Below are 18,014 nucleotides of genomic sequence, written 5' to 3' on the forward strand. Positions count from 1 at the left end.
GGGCACCATCAGGCGCCCTTTTGATGATCCAGTTGCAGATTCAGCTGGAGAATGTTGACCACCTGCGGGCCAAGGATACCAGCTTGTGTGGCCGACTTGACCTGCTCCGTCAGTTGGGCGGGATCCAGTCCACGTTCTTTGGCGACGCGGTCCACCTGAGCCAGCACCGCATCCAGCGGCAGGTGGGGATCGAGGCCGGAGGCGGAGCGGGTCAGCATGGCGGGGGAGCGGGTTCCAGGCTGTGCCTTGGCCACCTGTTCGGCAAACTCTGCCCGCAGCGGTGAGCTCATCCCCAGATTGCTGGCGCTGCCGCCAATGGTGTTGAAATCGCTGGCGGAGGGACGGGGATGGAAGTAGTCAGCCCGCTCGAATTTCTGCCCTAGCAGGGCGCTACCGATCAGTTGCTGTTTGCTGTCGGTCAGCTGGCTGCCGTTGGCCTGCCAGGGGAAGAGCAGCTGGGCCAGTCCGGTGACCGCCAGCGGGTAGGCGACCCCCAGCAGCAGGGTGAGGGTCAACAGGGTTCTGATTGCTATCATGATTCTCTTGCTCCAAAAGGATGGTTGGGGATGCGGGTCTGACCCGCATCCCGGTTATGTCGTTACACCAGACCCAGGCCGGTAATGACCAGATCGATCAGCTTGATGCCGATAAACGGCACCAGCAGGCCGCCGACCCCGTAGATCAGCAGGTTGCGGCGCAGCAGGCTGGCGGCCGACCCTTTCAGGTTGACACCGCGTAGTGCCAGCGGCACCAGCGCCACAATGATCAGAGCGTTGAAGATGATGGCCGACAGGATGGCGCTCTGCGGGCTGCCCAGCTGCATCAGGTTCAGTGCCCCCAGTTGCGGGTAGGCGGCGATGAACAGGGCTGGCAGGATGGCGAAGTACTTGGCCACGTCGTTGGCGATGGAGAAGGTGGTTAGGGCGCCACGGGTCACCAGCAACTGTTTGCCGACCAGCACCACGTCCAGCAGCTTGGTGGGGTTGGAGTCGAGATCCACCAGGTTGCCCGCCTCCTTGGCGGCCTGGGTACCCTCGTTCATGGCCAGCCCCACGTCAGCCTGTGCCAGCGCGGGCGCGTCGTTGGCGCCGTCACCGCACATGGCGACCAGACGACCATCGGCCTGCTCCTGACGGATATAGGCGAGCTTCTTCTCCGGCGTCGCTTCGGCGATGAAGTCATCCACCCCGGCTTCGGCGGCGATGGCAGCGGCGGTTTTCGGGTTGTCACCGGTGATCATCACGGTACGGATCCCCATATGGCGCAGGATCTGGAAGCGAGCCTTGATACCGGGCTTGATGATGTCCTTGAGGTAGACCACCCCCAGCAGTTTCTCCTGAGTGCATACCAGCAGCGGGGTGCCACCCTGACGGGCGATGCTGTCGACTGACTTGAGCACCAGCTCAGGCACCGCCTTGCGGTCGAGGCTCAGGTAGTTCAACACGGCATCCACCGCACCCTTGCGATATTGATGACCGTTGCGATCCAGTCCGCTCAGCCGGGTCTCGGCGCTGAAGGGGATCACCTTGTCGCTCTCCAGCTGGCTCGGCTTGGCCATGCTCTTGCTGGCCAGAGTCAGGATGGATTTGCCCTCCGGGGTATTGTCACCCAGCGAGGCCAGCATGGCGGCTTGTGCCAGCAGGGCGGGGTCGACGCCCGGTGCCGGGATCAGTTCGTCGGCCATCCGGTTGCCGAAGGTGATGGTGCCTGTCTTGTCCAGCAGCAGGGTGCGCACGTCACCAGCCGCTTCCACGGCACGGCCAGACTTGGCGATGACGTTCAGCTTCACCAGTCGATCCATACCGGCAATGCCGATGGCGGAGAGCAGGCCACCGATGGTGGTCGGGATCAGGGTGATAAAGAGAGCGATCAGGTAGAGACGCGGGACCTGGGTGCCGTTGTAGTCGAGGAACCAGGGCAGGGTGGCGACCACCAGCAGGAAGATCAGGGTCAGACCCACCAGCAGGGCGTCGAGTGCCATCTCGTTGGGTGTTTTCTGGCGCTTGGCCCCTTCCACCAGTGCGATCATCCGATCCAGCGTGCTCTCGCCCGGATTGTTGCTGACGCGCACCCAGATCTCGTCGGAGACGACCGTAGTGTTGCCGGTTACGCCGCTGCGGTCGGTACCCGACTCGCGGATGACGGGGGCGGATTCGCCGGTGATGGCCGCCTCGTTGACCGAGGCGATACCGGCGATCACTTCGCCGTCGGCCGGGATCATCTCGCCGCTGCGTACCAGCACCAGGTCCCCCTTCATCAGGCTGGTGGCGGGTACCCACTCGCCCTGACCATCTTTGGCATTCGCCACCCGGCGGGCCTTGAGCTGGCTCATGCCCGCTTTCAGGCTATCGGCGCGGGCCTTGCCGCGCCCCTCGGCCAGGGTTTCCGCGAAGTTGGCAAACCAGAGGGTCAGCCAGAGCCAGGCGGTCAGCTGCCAGGCCAGCGAGGGGGCAACCCCCGAGAAGGGCTGCCCCAGCAGGGACTCCACGGTCGCCATGACTGCGGCCAGCCAGAGGGTAAACAGGATGGGGCTGCCAAACAGCGCCTTGGGATTGAAGCGATAGAGGGCCTCAATCATTGCCTGGATGATCTGTGATTTCTGTTTTTTGCCCTTCACCAACATGGTGTCGGTGCTCATTGTAGTGGACTTGCTCATTGGAAAGCTCCCAGCATCAGATAGTTGGCCATTGGCATCCGGATGGTGATCGACAGGGTCAGGTTCATCAGAGTGCCCCTCCGATCAGACTCAGATGTTCGGCCACCGGGCCCAGTGCCAGCACCGGCAGGAAGGATAGGCCACCTATCAGCAGGACGGTGATGATCAGCAGGGTAACGAACAGCGGGCCGCTGATGGGGAAGTCCCCTTCGCTCGTCTCCTGACGGGGCGCACGGGCCAGCTGACCGGCGATGGCCAGTACCGGAATGATGTAGCCGAAGCGACCGAGCAGCATGGCCAGACCGATGGCGATGCACTGCCAGTTGTCACCGGCGGCAAAACCGGCGAAGGCGGAGCCGTTGTTGCCGGCAGCCGAGGCATAGGCATAGATGAGGCGTGACAGACCGTGCGGGCCATCATGGCCGATGATGCTGCTGGCATCCGGCATCAGCAGGGTGACACCACCGATCACCAAAACCCCCACCGGCATGACCAGCATGCTGGCGACGACCCACTTCATTTCGGTGATGCCGAGGCGTTTGCCCAGATAGGTCGGGGTGCGCCCTACCATCAGGCCGCACAGGAACACGGTCAGAAGCACGAACAGCATCATGCCGTAGATACCGGAGCCGACCCCGCCGAAGATGACCTCACCCAGCAGCATGTTGATCATGCCCACCATGCCGCCGAGCGGAGTAAAGCTGTCGTGCATGGCGTTGACGGCACCGTTGGAGGCGGCAGTAGTCGCCACTTCCCAGATGCTGGAGAGCACAGGGCCGAAGCGGCTCTCCTTGCCTTCCCAGTTGCCAGTCATGTTGCTGGCGTCAGTGGTGAGCTGGGCGAGGGCGTGATCCGGTTTGAGCTCCTGGGAGAGGGAGACGAAGAGCCCCAGCACCAGCATGAGGGTCATGGCGCCGAGAATGGCGCGGCTGTGGGCCATGTCCTTCACATAGCGGCCCAGAGTAAAGACCATGGCGGCGGCGATGGTGAGCAGGGCGACCATCTCCAGCCAGTTGGAGAGGGCTGTCGGGTTCTCGAACGGGTGGGCGGAGTTGATGCCGAAGAAGCCACCGCCGTTGGAGCCGAGCTGCTTGATGGCAATTTGCGAAGCAGCCGGGCCGAGAGGCAGCAGCTGCTCCTGACCTTCCACACCGTGGAACGGCAGGTAGGCTGACAGGCTTTGCGGCACCCCTTGCCATACCAGCACCAGTGCCATGATCAGTGCGATGGGCAGCAGCACATAGAGGCAGAAACGCACCAGATCCTGCCAGAAGTTGCCAAGGTTGATGGTCTGCTGGCGGGCGATACCGCGGAACAGGGCAATGGCGACGGCGGCACCCGTCCCTGCGGAGACGAAGTTCTGGGTGGTCAGGCCCACCATCTGGCTGAAGTAGGAGAGGCTGGCCTCACCGGAATAGGCTTGCCAGTTGGTGTTGGTCATAAAGCTGACCGCGGTGTTGAATGCCAGTTGCCAGCTCAGACCCGGCAGTTGTTGCGGGTTGAGGGGCAGCAACCCCTGCGCCATCAGGATCAGGAACAGCAGACCGAAACCGGCGCCGTTGAAGGCCAGCAGGCTGAGGGCGTAGGACTTCCAGTCCTGCTCCCGCCCATCGGTGCCACAGCAAGCCAGCGTGGCGCGCTCGACCGGTGCCAGCCAGTGGATTTTGCCTTCAAATACCCGGTAGATGTAGTTGCCCAGCAGCGGTGCCGGCAGCAGAACCAGCAGCACGAAGGCCACCGGATAGATTATTTCTTGCCACATGTTCTAGTTCCTCACTCGTGGTCACGGTGCGTCAGGGCACGCATTGGATTGCTCACGAGGCTCGGCAGTTTGCTGGCCACCGGGTAGATAATTTCTTGCTGCATATAGGTAGTCCCTCACTAGTGACTGCGCGTGAGTGCGCGCATCAGATAGGCCATCAAGGCGAGGACGAGCAGCAGATATAGCCAATTCATATCGACTCCATTGAGATAATTAGCTGCGAGAGCCGATGTAAGATCATATCGACTCTGTTGGTGTCATTGACGCTGGAAAGGGTATGTAAAACAGGCGTAAAGGCGCCATAAAGCGCCATGTGGCAGGCGTAAAATCGGCGTAAAGAACGACGGATTTGCGAGATAAATGGCGAGGAGGGATCAAAAAACCCGGCCTGAGCCGGGTTTGGGGGAAGGGGTTAGATGGCTGTAGAAGCCGGCTGCTCGTGACAGGCCAACTTCAAACGTACCTATCGCATTGTCACGAACTCTTCAGCACTGGTCGGATGGATAGCCACGCAGTTGTCGAAGTCCGCCTTGGTGGCACCCATCTTCATGGCGACGCCGAAACCTTGCAGGATCTCGTCCATCGCAAAGCCGATACCATGCAGACCGACCACCTTCTCTTCCGGGCCGACACAGACCAGCTTCATCCGGGTGGGCTGGCGATGCTGGGTCAGTGCCGAGTACATGGCGGTGAACTGGCTGCGGTAGACCTTCACCTGGTCCTCGCCGTATTCGGCGATGGCTTCAGGTTCGGTCATGCCTATGGTGCCGATGGGCGGGTGGCTGAACACCACGGTCGGCACCAGATCGTAGTTGAGGTGTTCGTTCGGCTTGTTGTTGAACAGCCGCTCGGAGAGGCGGCGGCCCGCCGCGACGGCTACCGGCGTGAGCTGGATGCGACCCGTGTTGTCACCCACCGCATAGATGTTGGCGACAGAGGTGTTCTGGAACTTGTCGGTCGGGATAAAGCCCTTCTCGTCCAGCGTGATGCCTGCGGCGGCCAGATTGAGGTTGTCGGTAGCCGGTACCCGGCCGATGGCCCAGATCAGGCAGTCAACGGTGAGGTGGCGACCATCTTCCAGTTGCAGGGTCAGGCTGTTGTCAGCATTCTTGAGCACGGCTTTGGGAATGGCGTGGGTGTGCAGCTTGGGCCCTTCCTGCGCCATGATTTCGACCAATGTTTCGTGGATCATGGGGTCGAAGTTGCGCAGCGGCGCGTGCTTGCGCACCACCAGATGGGTCTCTGAGCCGAGCGCCTGCATCACCCCTGCGATCTCGACCGCGATATAGCCAGCACCCACCACGGCAACCCGCTTGGGTTGGCTTTGCAGGTCAAAGAAACCGTCGGAGTCGATACCCAGCTCGGCACCCGGGATCGCCGGAATTTCCGGGCGGCCACCGGTGGCGATCAGGATGTGATCGGCCGTGTAGTGCTCGCCATTGACCTCGATGGTGTTGCTGCTGACGAAGCGGGCGAAGCCCTTGATGACGGTGATCTGGTTCTTGCCCAGCACGTTCTGATAGGACTGGTGAATGCGGCCGATGTAGGCCTGGCGGGACTCGACCAGCTTGGCCCAGTTGAAGTGGTTGAGGGTGGTGTCAAAGCCGTAGTCGGCGCCATATTTCAGGGCATCGGCGATCTGGCCGGCATACCACATGGCCTTCTTCGGTACGCAGCCTACGTTGACGCAGGTTCCACCCAACTCTTTGGCTTCAATCAGGGCAACTTTCTTACCGTACATGGCAGCCCGGTTGGCAGACGCAATACCGCCGCTGCCGCCGCCGATGGCGATATAGTCAAAATGCTGTGCCATTGCGAGGTTCTCCGCTCATTAAGAATGCAATCACAGCATGATGGGGATAAAGCGGCTGGCTCACAAGAGCCAGCGCTCAGTTATGTTGGGTCGGCAGGCGAATATGGAACTGGGCGCCCTGGCCCGGTTCGCTGGCACAGCTGATACGGCCTTTCAGCAGTTGCACCACCAGGTTGTAGATGATGTGTGTGCCCAGACCGCTGCCGCCCTGACCCCGCTTGGAGGTGACGAAGGGATCGAAGATGCGCGGCAAGATTTCTGGCGGGATGCCGCGGCCGTTGTCCGAGTAGTCGATAAACAGCTCCTCTCCCTGCTGTTCCACCTTGATGGTGATCTTCTTCGGTTTGTCCCAGTTGTCGAACCCGTGGTTGATAGAGTTGAGGATCAGGTTCGAGTAGATCTGGGTAAAGCTGCCCGGGAAGGAGAAGATCGACAGCTTGGGATCGCACTGAATATCCACTTCGCACTGGCTCTTCTTCAGTTTGTGGCCAAGCGAGACCACCACCTGATGGAGGTTGTCGGCGAGGCTGAAGTTGTAGCGTGCTTCCGATGACTGGTCGACAGCCACCTGCTTGAAGCTGGCGATCAGCTCGGAGGCGCGCCGCAGGTTGCTCTGCAGCAGCTGCATCGACTCGTCGAGGTTGACGGTGAACTCGTTGAGATAGGAGCGCGACAGCTGCTTGGAGTCGATATGGGACTTGAAGTCGGCGACCCGCTCCTGCAGGTAGGAGGAGGCGGTTACGCTGATGCCGATCGGAGTGTTGATCTCGTGTGCCACCCCGGCCACCAGCGAGCCGAGGGAGGCCATCTTCTCCGACTCCACAAGGGTCTGCTGGGCCTGTTTCAGGTCGTCGTACGCCTTGCCGAGCTGGTTGTTGGCTTCGCTCAGGCTGCGGGTACGTTCTACCACCTTGCCTTCCAGCTGTTCGTTGAGCTGGATAATCTCCCGCTCGACCTTTTTCAGCTGGGTGATGTCGTAGCCGAAGCCGATCTGGTACTTGAGGTTGGGACCATCGTAGAAGGGTACGAAGGTCCATTGCAGTACCAGCTCATGGGCCTGCTGGTCATGCATGATGACCTCTTTGTCGGCCAGTGAACCTTCCGCCGCCAGAATATCGTTCAGCTCTTCCCGTTGCGCCGGGCTGACAAAGAGATCCAGCCAGTTGTGCTGCAACAGCTCCTGCTGGTGGTAGCCGGTCAGCAGGATGGCTGCCGGGTTGATGCTGGCGATGGTCAAATCCGGTTCCATGCAGCAGATGACCATGTTGGCGGAGTTGATCAGGGTGGCGGAGAAGTCCCGTTCCTTTTGCAGTTGTTCGACCGCCTGATGGCGGGCAACCAGCTCGTCACGCAGTCGGGTACGCATCTGGTTGAGGGTGGAGACCAGGGTATCCAGCTCATCGGGTTTCTTGCGTGGCTGCGGGCGGCCTTCCAGCTCCAGCGCCATGTCGAGCCGATCGAGGTTGAACTTCTGGGCGTAGTTGGCGATGCGGTTGATGTGCCTGACCACCAGATAGTAAATGATGACCAGGATGCAAAATGAGACCACCAGGGTCTTGATGGTCTGGCTGACCATGATCAGCACCGATTTTTCGATGAGGCGCTGGTAGATCTGCTCGAGAGAGGCGGCAACGAACAGCTTGCCAACGATTTCACCCTGATAGGTGAGGTTGAATTCGCGGGAGATATCATAGCTTTCCCGCTCGACCCCCTGGGTCAGCAGCGGGACTTCGGAGTTGCCGAGCATCTCCTTGACCATCACGAACTGCATGTTTGGCAGGTTCATGATCCCTTCAATTTGCACTTTGACCTGCTCTTCATCCAGGTTCCACAAGCTGGCAGCGATGGGTTGCAGAAACGAGGCCTCGATCTGGCCGATGCTGTCTTCGATGACGGCGACATCCTTGCGGTAATCCCACGCGAGTTGCAGCGCCGTAATGATCATCGCCAATACGGTACTGCAAACCAGAATGTAGGAGAGCAGGCGATATGAGAGTCCGTTGCGGCCTACGGCCCTGGCGGTCTTGGAGAAGAGTCCTGACATGGCGTCCTTGCGGTCTGGATGTGGTGTTTTTTAGTTTAACTGCTTCATGCACTTATGTCGTCTTTCCTGCGAAGCATAAAAAAGGCCCCGATACGGGGCCTTTGCATGTCATTGATGATTAATGTCCGCCGTTTGCTTTGGGCGGAATGGTTTCATCGAATACCGGCAAGGGTTTGTGCTCGGAGGCCAGATAGGTGTAGATCACCGGCAGCACGAACAGGGTAAACAGGGTACCGATGGCAAGACCGGCCACGATGACGATACCGATACTGAAACGCTGTGCCGCACCGGCGCCAGCGGCGTAGAGCAGCGGGATCAGACCGGCAATCATTGCGGCAGTGGTCATCAGGATCGGACGCAGACGCACCTTGGCGGCCTGCATCACGGCTTCCATCCGGTTCATTCCGCGCAGCAGTTGCTCCTCCTTGGCTACCTCGCAGATCAGAATACCGTGCTTGGTAATCAGACCCACCAGGGTGATGAGGCCCACCTGGGAGTAGATGTTCATGGTCGCCAGTCCCCATGCCAGGGCAATCAAGGCCCCGCTGATGGCGAGCGGTACAGAGACCATGATGACCAGCGGGTCACGCACCGACTCGAACTGGATCGCCAGCACCAGGAAGATGATGGCCAGTGCCAGCGCGAAGGTGGCATAGAGTGCATTGCCTTCGGTGACGAACTGACGGGCTTCACCCATGAAGTCGTAACGATAGCCTTGCGGCAGCTTCTCGTCGGCGGTGGTCTGGAACCAGTTGATCGCATCACCCATGGCCACGCCCGGAGCCGGAACGGCGCCTATGGTGGCGGAGTTCAGCTGGTTGAAGTGGGGCAGGGCACGGGGCTCGCCAACCACTTCAATGCTGATCAGACTGCCGAGCGGTATCGACTTGCCGTCGGCGGCCCGCACGTAATAGCCCTTGATGGACTCCGGATTGAGACGGTACTTGCGCTCGACCTGCGGGATCACCTCGTAGGAGCGGCCATCCAGGTCGATACGGTTGACGTAACCGTCCGCCATCATGGTGCCCATGGTGATACCGATATCCTGCATGGTGATACCGTAGGCACCCGCCTTGTCCTTGTCGATGCGGATCTTCATGGTGGCGGAGTCGTAGTTCAGATCGAGATCCGAATAGACGAACTGACCGTTACTCTGCGCCGCTGCCAGAATTTCACCGGCCACCAGGAACAGGCTTTCGAAGCTGTTCGGGGTGGTGATGACGAACTGGATAGGCAGACCACTCGATGCACCCGGCAGTTCCGGGAACTGGAAGGTGGTGATTGCCATACCCGGGATGTCTTTCACCAGATTGGCAACCCGATCCAGCACCTCTTTCTGGCTAGCTTCACGCTGGCTCCAGGGCACCATGGAGGCGATACCGAACGCCTGGTTGGCGTTGAACACCCCTGAGAAGACCTGGGAGAAGGCGATCTCGGGCTGGTCGTCCAGGATCTTGTTCACATCCGCCATGGTGTTTTCGATGTAGTCCAGGTTGGCGTTGGACGGTGCGGTACCCAGCACGGCCATTACCCCCTTGTCCTCTGACGGTGCCAGTTCGCTCGGGATAAACTTGAACAGCAGCGGCAGGCTGGCGAAGACGATGACGGCGAACACCACGATGACGGGGCGCTTTTTCATCACGGCGTGCAGCATGCTGTCGTAGCGATCGGTCATCCGTTCCAGCAGGTGGTGGACTGTGCTCTCGAACTTGCCCGGCTGCTCGTTGGCCTTGAGCATCTTGGAACACATCATCGGGGACAGAGTCAGGGCGATGATGCCCGAGACGAACACGGCGCCAGCCAGCGTCAGGGCAAACTCCTTGAACAGGGAGCCGGTGATACCACCCATCAGGGCGATAGGCGCGTATACCGCCGCCAGGGTGACCGTCATGGCGATAACCGGCACCGCAATTTCACGGGTACCGATAATGGCGGCCCGGAACGGTTCTTCCCCCTCCTTGATATGGCGGTCGACGTTCTCCAGCACCACGATGGCGTCATCCACCACCAGACCGATCGCCAGCACCATCGCCAGCAGGGTCATCAGGTTTATCGAGAAGCCGAACATATCCATCATCATCACTACGCCGATAAGACTGAGCGGAATGGTGATGATCGGGATGATGACCGCGCGGAACGAACCGAGGAACAGGGTGATGACCACCAGAACGATGGCGGCTGCCTCCAGGATGGTCTTGATAACCTCGTGGATGGACTCGTTGATCGCCACTGTTGAGTCATACATCACGTTGAGACGCATGGTGCTCGGCATATTGCGCTCAAGGCTCGGCAGCAACGCCAGCACATCGTGGGCGATGTTGATGGGGTTGGCTGTCGGCGCAGCGTTGACCGCCATGACCACTGCTTCGCGGCCGTTGGCGCTGGCACGATAGATGTCGTGGCTCTTCTCGAGGGTCACCTTGGCAATGTCGGAAAGGCGGATCACCTTGCCGTCACGGGTAGCAACGACCAGACGCTTCAGTTCGTCGACATCCTTGACCTGGGTCTCGGCGTTGCCGTTGAACAGGGTAAAGTAACCGGTCGCCTGACCTGTCGCGGACTGATAGTTGTTGCTGTTGAGCACCGTCATCACGTCACTGGCAGTCAGGTTGAAGGCCGCCATCTTGGCCGGATCCAGCCATACCCGCAGGGCAAACTCGACACCGCCGTAGAGGTCAACCTTGGAGACCCCGCCCACGGTAAAGAGCTGCGGCTTGATAACCCGCTCCAGATAGTCGGTGATCTGGCTGGAGTTGAGCTCCGGGCTGGTAAAGCCGAGGTAGAGCACCGCTGTGGTTGAACCGGTGGAGGAGGTGACCGACGGGTCTTCCGCCTCTTTCGGCAACTGGGAGCGCACCGAGTTCACCTTCGCCAGGATGTCGGACAGCGCGGCGTTGGGGTCGGTGTTGAGCTTCATGTACGCAGTGATGGTGGAGCTGCCCAGCTGGCTGGAGGAGGTCATGAAGTCGATGTTGTCGGCTTGCGCGACCGCCTGTTCCAGCGGCTGGGTGATGAACCCCTGGATCAGATCAGAACTGGCGCCATAGTAGCCAGTGCTGACGGTGATCACCGTGTTGGTCACCTCGGGGTATTCCCGTACCTGCATCTTGAAGATGGCCTGAAAGCCCAGCAAGGCGATCAGGAAGCTGAGCGAGATCGCCAGCACAGGCCGTTTTATAAATATGTCAGTAAATCGCATCGCAGATCTCCGCGCTTACAGCATCGGGGTTTGTGCCGGAACGGCCAGGGCGTCGTTCTCGACCACATGCACCTTGGTGTCGTTGCTCAGGCGAACCTGACCCGACAGTACGATCTGGTCACCGGCCTGGATGCCGGAGAGCACATGCACATCGTTGCCACGGCGCTCACCAGCCTTGACCACAACCTGCTTGGCTCGCAGCACTTTCACCTTGTTACCCTCTTTGTCGGTCTCTTCGCCCTCTTTGAGCACGTAGACGTTCTGACCGTAAAGGGTGAAGGAGATAGCGGTCTGCGGGATCACGATCTGATCTTTCACCGTCGGCAGAATGATGCTGGCGCGGGCGAACATACCGGAACGGAGCTGACCGTCGTTGTTCGGAATGTCTGCTTGTACCTGGATCAGGCCGCTCTGGAAGTTGACCGCAGGCTCGATGGCGGTGATGTGACCGTCAAACTGGGTTTGCGGATAGGCATCCACATTGATCTTGATGGTCTGGCCCAGCTTGATTTTGGAGATATCGGTCTGGGGTACGGTGAAGCGCAGGCGCATCACGCTGGTATCCTCCAGGCGCACGATATCTGTGCCCGGCTGCAAATACTGACCGAGGAACACATTGCGCAGGCCGACCACGCCGCTAAAGGGCGCGCGCACTTCACGACGGGCAATGGTCGCCTTCAGACTCTCGATATCCGCTTCCAGCGAGCGATAGGCCGCTTCCGCCTCATCCAGCTGCTCTTTGGAGATGGAGCTGGTCTTGTAGAGGTTCTGGAAACGATCGAACTTGGCTTTTGCCGCCGGCAGCTTGGCCTGGGAGGCGCGCAGATTGGCCCGCTCCACGGTGGAGTCCAGGCTCAGCAGCAGCTGGTCTGCCTTGACCGGTTTGCCCGACTCGAAGGTGATGGCATCAATGGTGCCGGCCAGTTCGGTGGAGAGGGTCACCCCCTGATTCGGCTCGATGAAGCCGATCGCTTCGATGGTCGGTACCCAATCCTGCGCCTTGGTCACCATGGCGGTGACGGGGAACTCGGGTTCCGGCCGGTTGGCCATATATTGGGCAATCATCTTCTGTTTGAACAAATTGAAGCCGATGACGCTGCCAAACAAGGCGATCGCTATCAGCAACATAATGGCCATCCACTTTTTCATGAACAGGCTCCTGAGGTGGAAAGATTGGGGGATAAAATGGCATTCCAGCTGGCCCGGATCGCGGTTTCCAACTGCGATTCGGTCAGCGTGATGTTGTGCACCCTGCACTGCAGGGCCAGATGCATGACACTGTCCAGACTCAACACCTGGAGTGCCCGTATCGGTAAATCAATAAACAATCCTTGTTCAACGCCCTGTTCAAAAAATCGGTCCAGAGGCTCCCAAGCGGCCAGAATGACAGGATTGGTCTCCAATTCTGCCCCTAGCGGAGAGCTCTCGTACTGCAATTTGCACCGGATAGCGTTGGGTTCGTTAACAAAAATGGCATGAATATTGAGCCATAATTGGCGAAATTGTTGAAATGAAACTTTATCGATTGCTACATCGGCCATGACCATGGGCACACACTGCAAGATAGTGTGCTGGTGCAGTTGCCGGATCAGATCATCCTTGTCGCCGAAGTAGCGATAGATGGTGCCGGTGGCAACATTGGCCTTCTTGGCGACTTCCGCAATCGACAGACCATGAAAACCCCGTTCACCCAGCACCTCATGGGCCGCGTTGAAGATGCTCTCTTTTTTATCCAGAATCATCAGTGTGACTTTCGATTGAATGAACGTTCATTCATTCTAGATGGGCATCAAATCAAGTCAAGGCAGCAAGGCGATTTGCGACTGCGATCTGCCTCTTTTCGGCTGGCAGCAGGGGAATAGTGGAAGAAAAGTGCGCAATGTGCTTGAAAAAACAACGAACAGTGTTTCGGTGACAGAAAAGTGTAGACAAACCAGCAACCATCATTAATAATGCGCCCCGTTCGACAGCGTAGCGCCCGTAGCTCAGCTGGATAGAGCGCTGCCCTCCGGAGGCAGAGGTCACAGGTTCGAATCCTGTCGGGCGCACCATCAAAAGTGCGTCGGTTAAACGGGCGTTGTTGTGGAACGAAAACAGCTGTGGTGGCTGTAGCTCAGTTGGTAGAGTCCCGGATTGTGATTCCGGTTGTCGTGGGTTCGAGCCCCATCAGCCACCCCATTTTACAGCTTGTCAGGTACGCGAAGGTGGCGGAATTGGTAGACGCGCTAGCTTCAGGTGTTAGTGCCCCTCGGGTGTGAGGGTTCGAGTCCCTCTCTTCGCACCATACTTGCTGTATGACGAGGATGACCATCAGGTCGTCTTTGTTTTTTTGAAGTAAACTATTTTGAAAGAAATAGCCTCGGTGATTAGCGCAGTCCGGTAGCGCATCTGGTTTGGGACCAGAGGGTCAAAGGTTCGAATCCTTTATCACCGACCACATTTAGAAAAACCTCGCTTCGGCGGGGTTTTTTGCTTTCCGGCCTCCGCTGGGCCAGCACTCTCTCCCTGTTACGTCTGTTTACACTCTATTTGGGCAGCGCGCCCCGCCTTTCGGTTATGCTTCAGCCTCGAGTCACTGACAACCGGATGTCATCGGCCCATTTCAGGCATTTTTCCATGAATAACAAAATTTCCTTTGCTTGCTCTCCCGCCCTGCTGGCTGCCTTGCTGCTGGGTGGCTGTACCATCAAGCCGCCATCCACCGATGTGATGATGGGCTCCATTGCTTCACAACCGCAGGAGGAGCGCTCTCTTTCCCCCTTGCTGACCAGCGGTGATTTTTGCGTTGCGGTGTCCCAACAGAAGGTGTTGGCACAACCTTGCAGCGGAAAAGACGATCAACTGTTCGAGTGGGATCTGGGTGAGTTGCGCCTGCAGGAGCTCTGCCTGCAAGCCAAAAACGACAGCGAAGTGATGCTGGCACCCTGTGACGGTCAGGCGCAGTGGGAGTGGCAGAAAGACAGGCTGTTCAACAGCAAGGTCTCCCGTTGCCTCGATGTGGCCGGGCGACGCCATACCCCCGGCACGCCGCTGCGGCTGGCCGAATGCTACGGTGGAGCGAACCAGAGCTTCAGCTGGCAGCGGCCCAATCCCTGGCTGGAAACACTGAAAAAACAAAGCCTCACATGGTGAGGCTTTGTTGAATCGAATGTCGGGATGAAGAGGATCAGGCTGCGCTGACGCTCTCCAGCTTGAACAGCTTCTCCAGATAGACGGCGACGCCATCTTCGTCGGAGGTGAGGGTCTGCTCGTACTCCGGCAGCGCCATTTTCAGGCGGTCATGGGCGTTGCCCATCACGATGCCGCGCCCCACCATGGTCAACATCTCGAAGTCGTTCATACCATCGCCGAAGGCGATCGCCTCCGACATATCGAACCCGTTCTGCTCCAGCACGGCCCGCACAGCATTGCCCTTGTGCACCCCGGCATGCATTACTTCGAGGCAGTCCGGCAGGGAGAAGGTGACATTGAGCTGATCGCCATAGCGCTGGTTGAGGTGTGCCTCGATCTTCAGCAGTTTCTCGTGGTCGCCGATGTAGAACACCTTGTTGATCTGCTCTTTCGGTTCCTGTTTCAGGTCATCGACCAGGCGGTAGGTGAACCCTGACTCGTCGTGGAACTGCAGCAGCCAGGGCAGCTCCTCTTCCACCACCCAGTCATCACCCTGATAGACATTGAGGTGGATAGAGGGGTCGCGCTCCAGGGCAATCAGTTCGGCGGCGATCTCGGTCGGCAGCGGCTGGTTGAAAATCAGCTGATCCTGTTTGTCATGGACCACGGCGCCATTGGAGGTAATGAGGTAGATGTCCATCCCCAGCGCATCGCGGAAGCTGCGAACGTCAACATGATGACGGCCGGTGGCGACCACGAATTTCACACCTTGTTCTACCAGGCGGTGCAGGGTATCCCGGGTACGGGGAGAGATCTGGTGCTGCTTGTTGAGCAGAGTGCCATCGAGATCGGATACAACTACCTTGAACATCATTACCTCGGCATCGATTGAAAACAGGGGCAGTTTACCTTAGCCCGCACTGTCACCCCATTTATTTAGGGTTACAAAAAATAGCCAGCTCAGAAGCGGGCGAAAAAGTCGACCATCGCGGTCAGGGCGGGCTGGCGCTTGTCATCGGATTCGATAAACAGCTCGTGCCAGGCCCCCTCGATGCGCAGTGGCTTGCCCCCTTCGCACTTGGCCATGGTGCAGAAGCGATCCTGCGCGGCATTGTCCACCACGCTGTCGTCGCCAGCCTGCAGCACCAGTAGCGGGGTTTTGATGGCGCCCGCATCGGCGATGGCGGCATCGGCACCTGTGATCCCCTGATAAATCCAGTGGGCGGTCGCGCCACCCAGCTTGATCTGCGGGTGCTGTTCGTAGAGCTGGCGGAACGCCTGATAGCGGGGCTGGCTGTGAGTCAGCTCGTTATCGGCAAAGCCGTGATCCTGATAGGCGCCCTGACCTGGGCCGTAGGGAGGCTCACCAATCCAGCCGCCGACCGTGCCTATGGTGCTCGCCAATCCCTTGGCCAGCCACTTGGGCAGACCGCCGAGATTGATGCCCAGCATGGGGGAGGAGAGCACGGCCGCCTTGATATCATCCGGCCAGCGCTCGAGATAGCGGGCCGAGATGGCACCGCCCATGGAGTGGGCCAGCAGGAACAGCTTGGCAGGGTGGTCCGCCATGATGATCTGGTCGTGAAACTGCTTCAGATCGACCACATAATCGTCGAACTGGTCGACATATCCCTTCTGCGGGTCATTCAGCATCCGGCCAGACATCCCCTGACCGCGATGGTCGATAAGGTAGAGGCTGTAGCCCTGACGCCAGAGATCCCACGCCAGCTCCTGATACTTGAGGTAGCTCTCGACCCGGCCATTGACGATCAGGATGGCGCGATCGACCTTGGCTTGCCGTAGCGCAGCATAGCGGATGGTCACCCCATCCTTGCCCTTGAACTCTCCTTCCACCGCATGCTGGCGCCAGAAGTCGGGCAGGGTTTGCTGGTAGAGGCTGGGTACATCGGCTTCGCTGGTGAGCTGATAGGTATTGGTCACGGCAAGGGCTCCGGCAGAAAACAGGGTCAGGGCCAACAGGGAAAGAGAGAGGGGTTTCATCAGGCACACTCCTGTTGCCAATGGTGATAAAGGGCGGCGATATCCCCCGAGCAGAGCAGCGCCATGCTGGCTTGCAAGCGAGGCAGGGGCCAGTCCCACCACTGCATCTCTTGCAGCATGAGGATCTGCTCATCGCTGAAACGGCGGCGGATCGGTTGGGCCGGGTTGCCGCCGACTATGGTGTAAGGGGCCACATCTTTGGTCACCACGGCGCGGGTGGCGATGACGGCGCCATCACCTATGGTGATGCCGGGCATGATCATCGCTTCCGAGCCGATCCAGACATCGTTGCCAACCCGGGTGTCCCCCTTGCGCTGAAAGCCGCTGCGGGCCCCTTCGCCAAAGGTGTCGGGATTGAACGGGAAGGTGGAGACCCAATCCAGCCGGTGGCCCTGATTGCCCGCCAGCATGAAGGTGGCGCCCGAGCCGATGGAGCAGAACTTGCCGATGATCAGCCGGTCCACCTCGCCCCAGAGGCCGCTCTCCCAGGTGTCGCGGGTCGAGCCATCGCCGAGCAGGTAGCGGACGCAGTGATCCTCGAATGGCTTGCCGTGGTAGTAGCCGGAGTAGTAGCTGTAGTCGCCGGCCTCTATGTTCGGGTTGGTCAGGTGATCCCGGATGATTTGCGATTCCAGCCAGCTGCCAAAAGGGTTCTCCATCACTCCTCCTGCGGATCGTCCTGTTCGCTCTGCTGCGCCCACCCTTTGCGGGTCAGCTGCATCCGTTGCCACCACTCTTCGTCCGCCAGAATTTCACCGGCCGGACCGAGCTGGGGATAGGGCATCTCTTTCTCTTTGCAGAGTTGGGCATAGATAGGATAACCCCCCTCGAACAGGATGCTGTTCTGCTCCTCCAGCGTGAGCGGGCAGCCGCGTTGATAGCAACCGGCCAGCTCGCGCTGGCGCTGCGCCTCGTAGAGGATGGCGGCAGCAGCCACCGAGACGTTGAGGGATTGCACCATGCCCACCATGGGAATGACGATATGGTGATCGGCCAGGGCCAGCGCCTCTTCACCGATGCCGTGCTTCTCCTGTCCCACCAGAATGGCGGTCGGTTTGGTGTAGTCGATGGCGCGAAAATCGACCGAGCTGTCGGAGAGGTGGGTCGCCAGGATCTGCATGCCGGAGGCTTTCAGCTCGGCTACCGCACTGCCGATATCCGGGTGCAGTTTTACATCCACCCAGTTCTGGCTGCCGCGGGCGGTGCCCTTGCGCTTGTGGATCCAGGTCTTGGGCCAGACGGCGTGTACCCGGTGGATGCCGATGGCATCGGCGGTACGCACGATGGCAGCCAGGTTGTGAGGTTTGTGTACCTCTTCCATACAGACGGTCAAATCGAGCTGACGCTGGGCCAGCATATCGGTGATGCGCTTGAAGCGTTCGGGGGTCATGGTTGTCTCTTAAAAAGCAGCAGGCGGCTTGCGCCGCC

Annotated in this window: 13 protein-coding genes and 4 tRNA genes; 5 read left to right on the forward strand and 12 right to left on the reverse strand. The window is 59.4% G+C overall.

The window, feature by feature from the left end:
* Nucleotides 1-8 precede the first annotated feature (8 nt).
* From I6L47_RS14135 to I6L47_RS14170, 8 genes are all read right to left on the reverse strand, one after another.
* A complete protein-coding gene (locus I6L47_RS14135; RefSeq protein ID WP_005342295.1) occupies nt 9-536 on the reverse strand; it encodes a potassium-transporting ATPase subunit C in 528 nt (175 codons plus the stop codon).
* A gap of 62 nt (nt 537-598) precedes the next feature.
* Nucleotides 599-2,656, reverse strand: a complete 2,058-nt coding sequence (gene kdpB / locus I6L47_RS14140) for a potassium-transporting ATPase subunit KdpB (RefSeq protein ID WP_216947659.1) — start codon at nt 2,654-2,656, stop codon at nt 599-601.
* 67 nt (nt 2,657-2,723) lie between these two features.
* Nucleotides 2,724-4,418 (reverse strand): potassium-transporting ATPase subunit KdpA, encoded by a 1,695-nt coding sequence (kdpA, locus tag I6L47_RS14145; protein ID WP_216947660.1) that lies wholly within the window; start codon nt 4,416-4,418, stop codon nt 2,724-2,726.
* 463 nt (nt 4,419-4,881) lie between these two features.
* The gene (gorA, locus tag I6L47_RS14150) at nt 4,882-6,231 is read right to left on the reverse strand and encodes a glutathione-disulfide reductase (RefSeq protein WP_042054367.1); all 1,350 of its coding nucleotides are present in this window, start codon (nt 6,229-6,231) and stop codon (nt 4,882-4,884) included.
* Nucleotides 6,232-6,307: 76 nt separating this feature from the next.
* Nucleotides 6,308-8,275 carry an ATP-binding protein gene (locus tag I6L47_RS14155; protein ID WP_216947661.1) on the reverse strand — a complete coding sequence of 656 codons (1,968 nt, stop codon included), beginning with the start codon at nt 8,273-8,275 and terminating at the stop codon, nt 6,308-6,310.
* Nucleotides 8,276-8,393: 118 nt separating this feature from the next.
* Nucleotides 8,394-11,474 carry a multidrug efflux RND transporter permease subunit gene (locus I6L47_RS14160; RefSeq protein WP_128815628.1) on the reverse strand — a complete coding sequence of 1,027 codons (3,081 nt, stop codon included), beginning with the start codon at nt 11,472-11,474 and terminating at the stop codon, nt 8,394-8,396.
* 15 nt (nt 11,475-11,489) lie between these two features.
* Nucleotides 11,490-12,623, reverse strand: a complete 1,134-nt coding sequence (locus I6L47_RS14165; protein ID WP_005355753.1) for an efflux RND transporter periplasmic adaptor subunit — start codon at nt 12,621-12,623, stop codon at nt 11,490-11,492.
* A complete protein-coding gene (locus I6L47_RS14170; RefSeq protein ID WP_005339267.1) occupies nt 12,620-13,216 on the reverse strand; it encodes a TetR/AcrR family transcriptional regulator in 597 nt (198 codons plus the stop codon). Before I6L47_RS14170 ends, I6L47_RS14165 begins: the two co-directional genes overlap by 4 nt.
* A gap of 232 nt (nt 13,217-13,448) precedes the next feature.
* Here I6L47_RS14170 and I6L47_RS14175 point away from each other — a divergent pair.
* The 5 genes from I6L47_RS14175 to I6L47_RS14195 all read left to right on the forward strand — a co-directional run bounded on the left by I6L47_RS14175 (nt 13,449) and on the right by I6L47_RS14195 (nt 14,606).
* Nucleotides 13,449-13,525 (forward strand) — tRNA-Arg (locus I6L47_RS14175).
* A 51-nt stretch (nt 13,526-13,576) separates the two neighbouring features.
* Nucleotides 13,577-13,652: transfer RNA gene (locus I6L47_RS14180), tRNA-His, on the forward strand.
* Between the two features lie 20 nt (nt 13,653-13,672).
* Nucleotides 13,673-13,758: transfer RNA gene (locus tag I6L47_RS14185), tRNA-Leu, on the forward strand.
* A gap of 76 nt (nt 13,759-13,834) precedes the next feature.
* Nucleotides 13,835-13,911: transfer RNA gene (locus I6L47_RS14190), tRNA-Pro, on the forward strand.
* Nucleotides 13,912-14,090: 179 nt separating this feature from the next.
* On the forward strand, nt 14,091-14,606 hold the full coding sequence (locus tag I6L47_RS14195; protein WP_199415681.1) for a ricin-type beta-trefoil lectin domain protein: 516 nt from the start codon (nt 14,091-14,093) through the stop codon (nt 14,604-14,606).
* A gap of 34 nt (nt 14,607-14,640) precedes the next feature.
* On the opposite strand, the gene I6L47_RS14200 is transcribed toward I6L47_RS14195, so the two are convergent.
* The 4 genes from I6L47_RS14200 to trmH all read right to left on the reverse strand — a co-directional run bounded on the left by I6L47_RS14200 (nt 14,641) and on the right by trmH (nt 17,976).
* Complete coding sequence (locus I6L47_RS14200) at nt 14,641-15,456, reverse strand: Cof-type HAD-IIB family hydrolase (RefSeq protein ID WP_005357134.1); 816 nt, start codon at nt 15,454-15,456, stop codon at nt 14,641-14,643.
* Between the two features lie 89 nt (nt 15,457-15,545).
* Complete coding sequence (locus I6L47_RS14205) at nt 15,546-16,586, reverse strand: alpha/beta fold hydrolase (RefSeq protein ID WP_216947662.1); 1,041 nt, start codon at nt 16,584-16,586, stop codon at nt 15,546-15,548.
* Entirely contained in the window at nt 16,586-17,245 is a 660-nt protein-coding gene (locus tag I6L47_RS14210; RefSeq protein WP_216947663.1) for a CatB-related O-acetyltransferase, read from the reverse strand. The genes I6L47_RS14205 and I6L47_RS14210 overlap by 1 nt, the downstream gene beginning before the upstream one ends.
* Nucleotides 17,245-17,976, reverse strand: coding sequence for a tRNA (guanosine(18)-2'-O)-methyltransferase TrmH (gene trmH / locus I6L47_RS14215; protein ID WP_042063570.1), 732 nt, complete (start codon nt 17,974-17,976; stop codon nt 17,245-17,247). The genes I6L47_RS14210 and trmH overlap by 1 nt, the downstream gene beginning before the upstream one ends.
* Nucleotides 17,977-18,014: the final 38 nt, after the last annotated feature.

It is taken from the genome of Aeromonas sp. FDAARGOS 1417, from assembly GCF_019046985.1.
GTDB classification, from domain to species: Bacteria; Pseudomonadota; Gammaproteobacteria; order Enterobacterales; family Aeromonadaceae; genus Aeromonas; species Aeromonas veronii.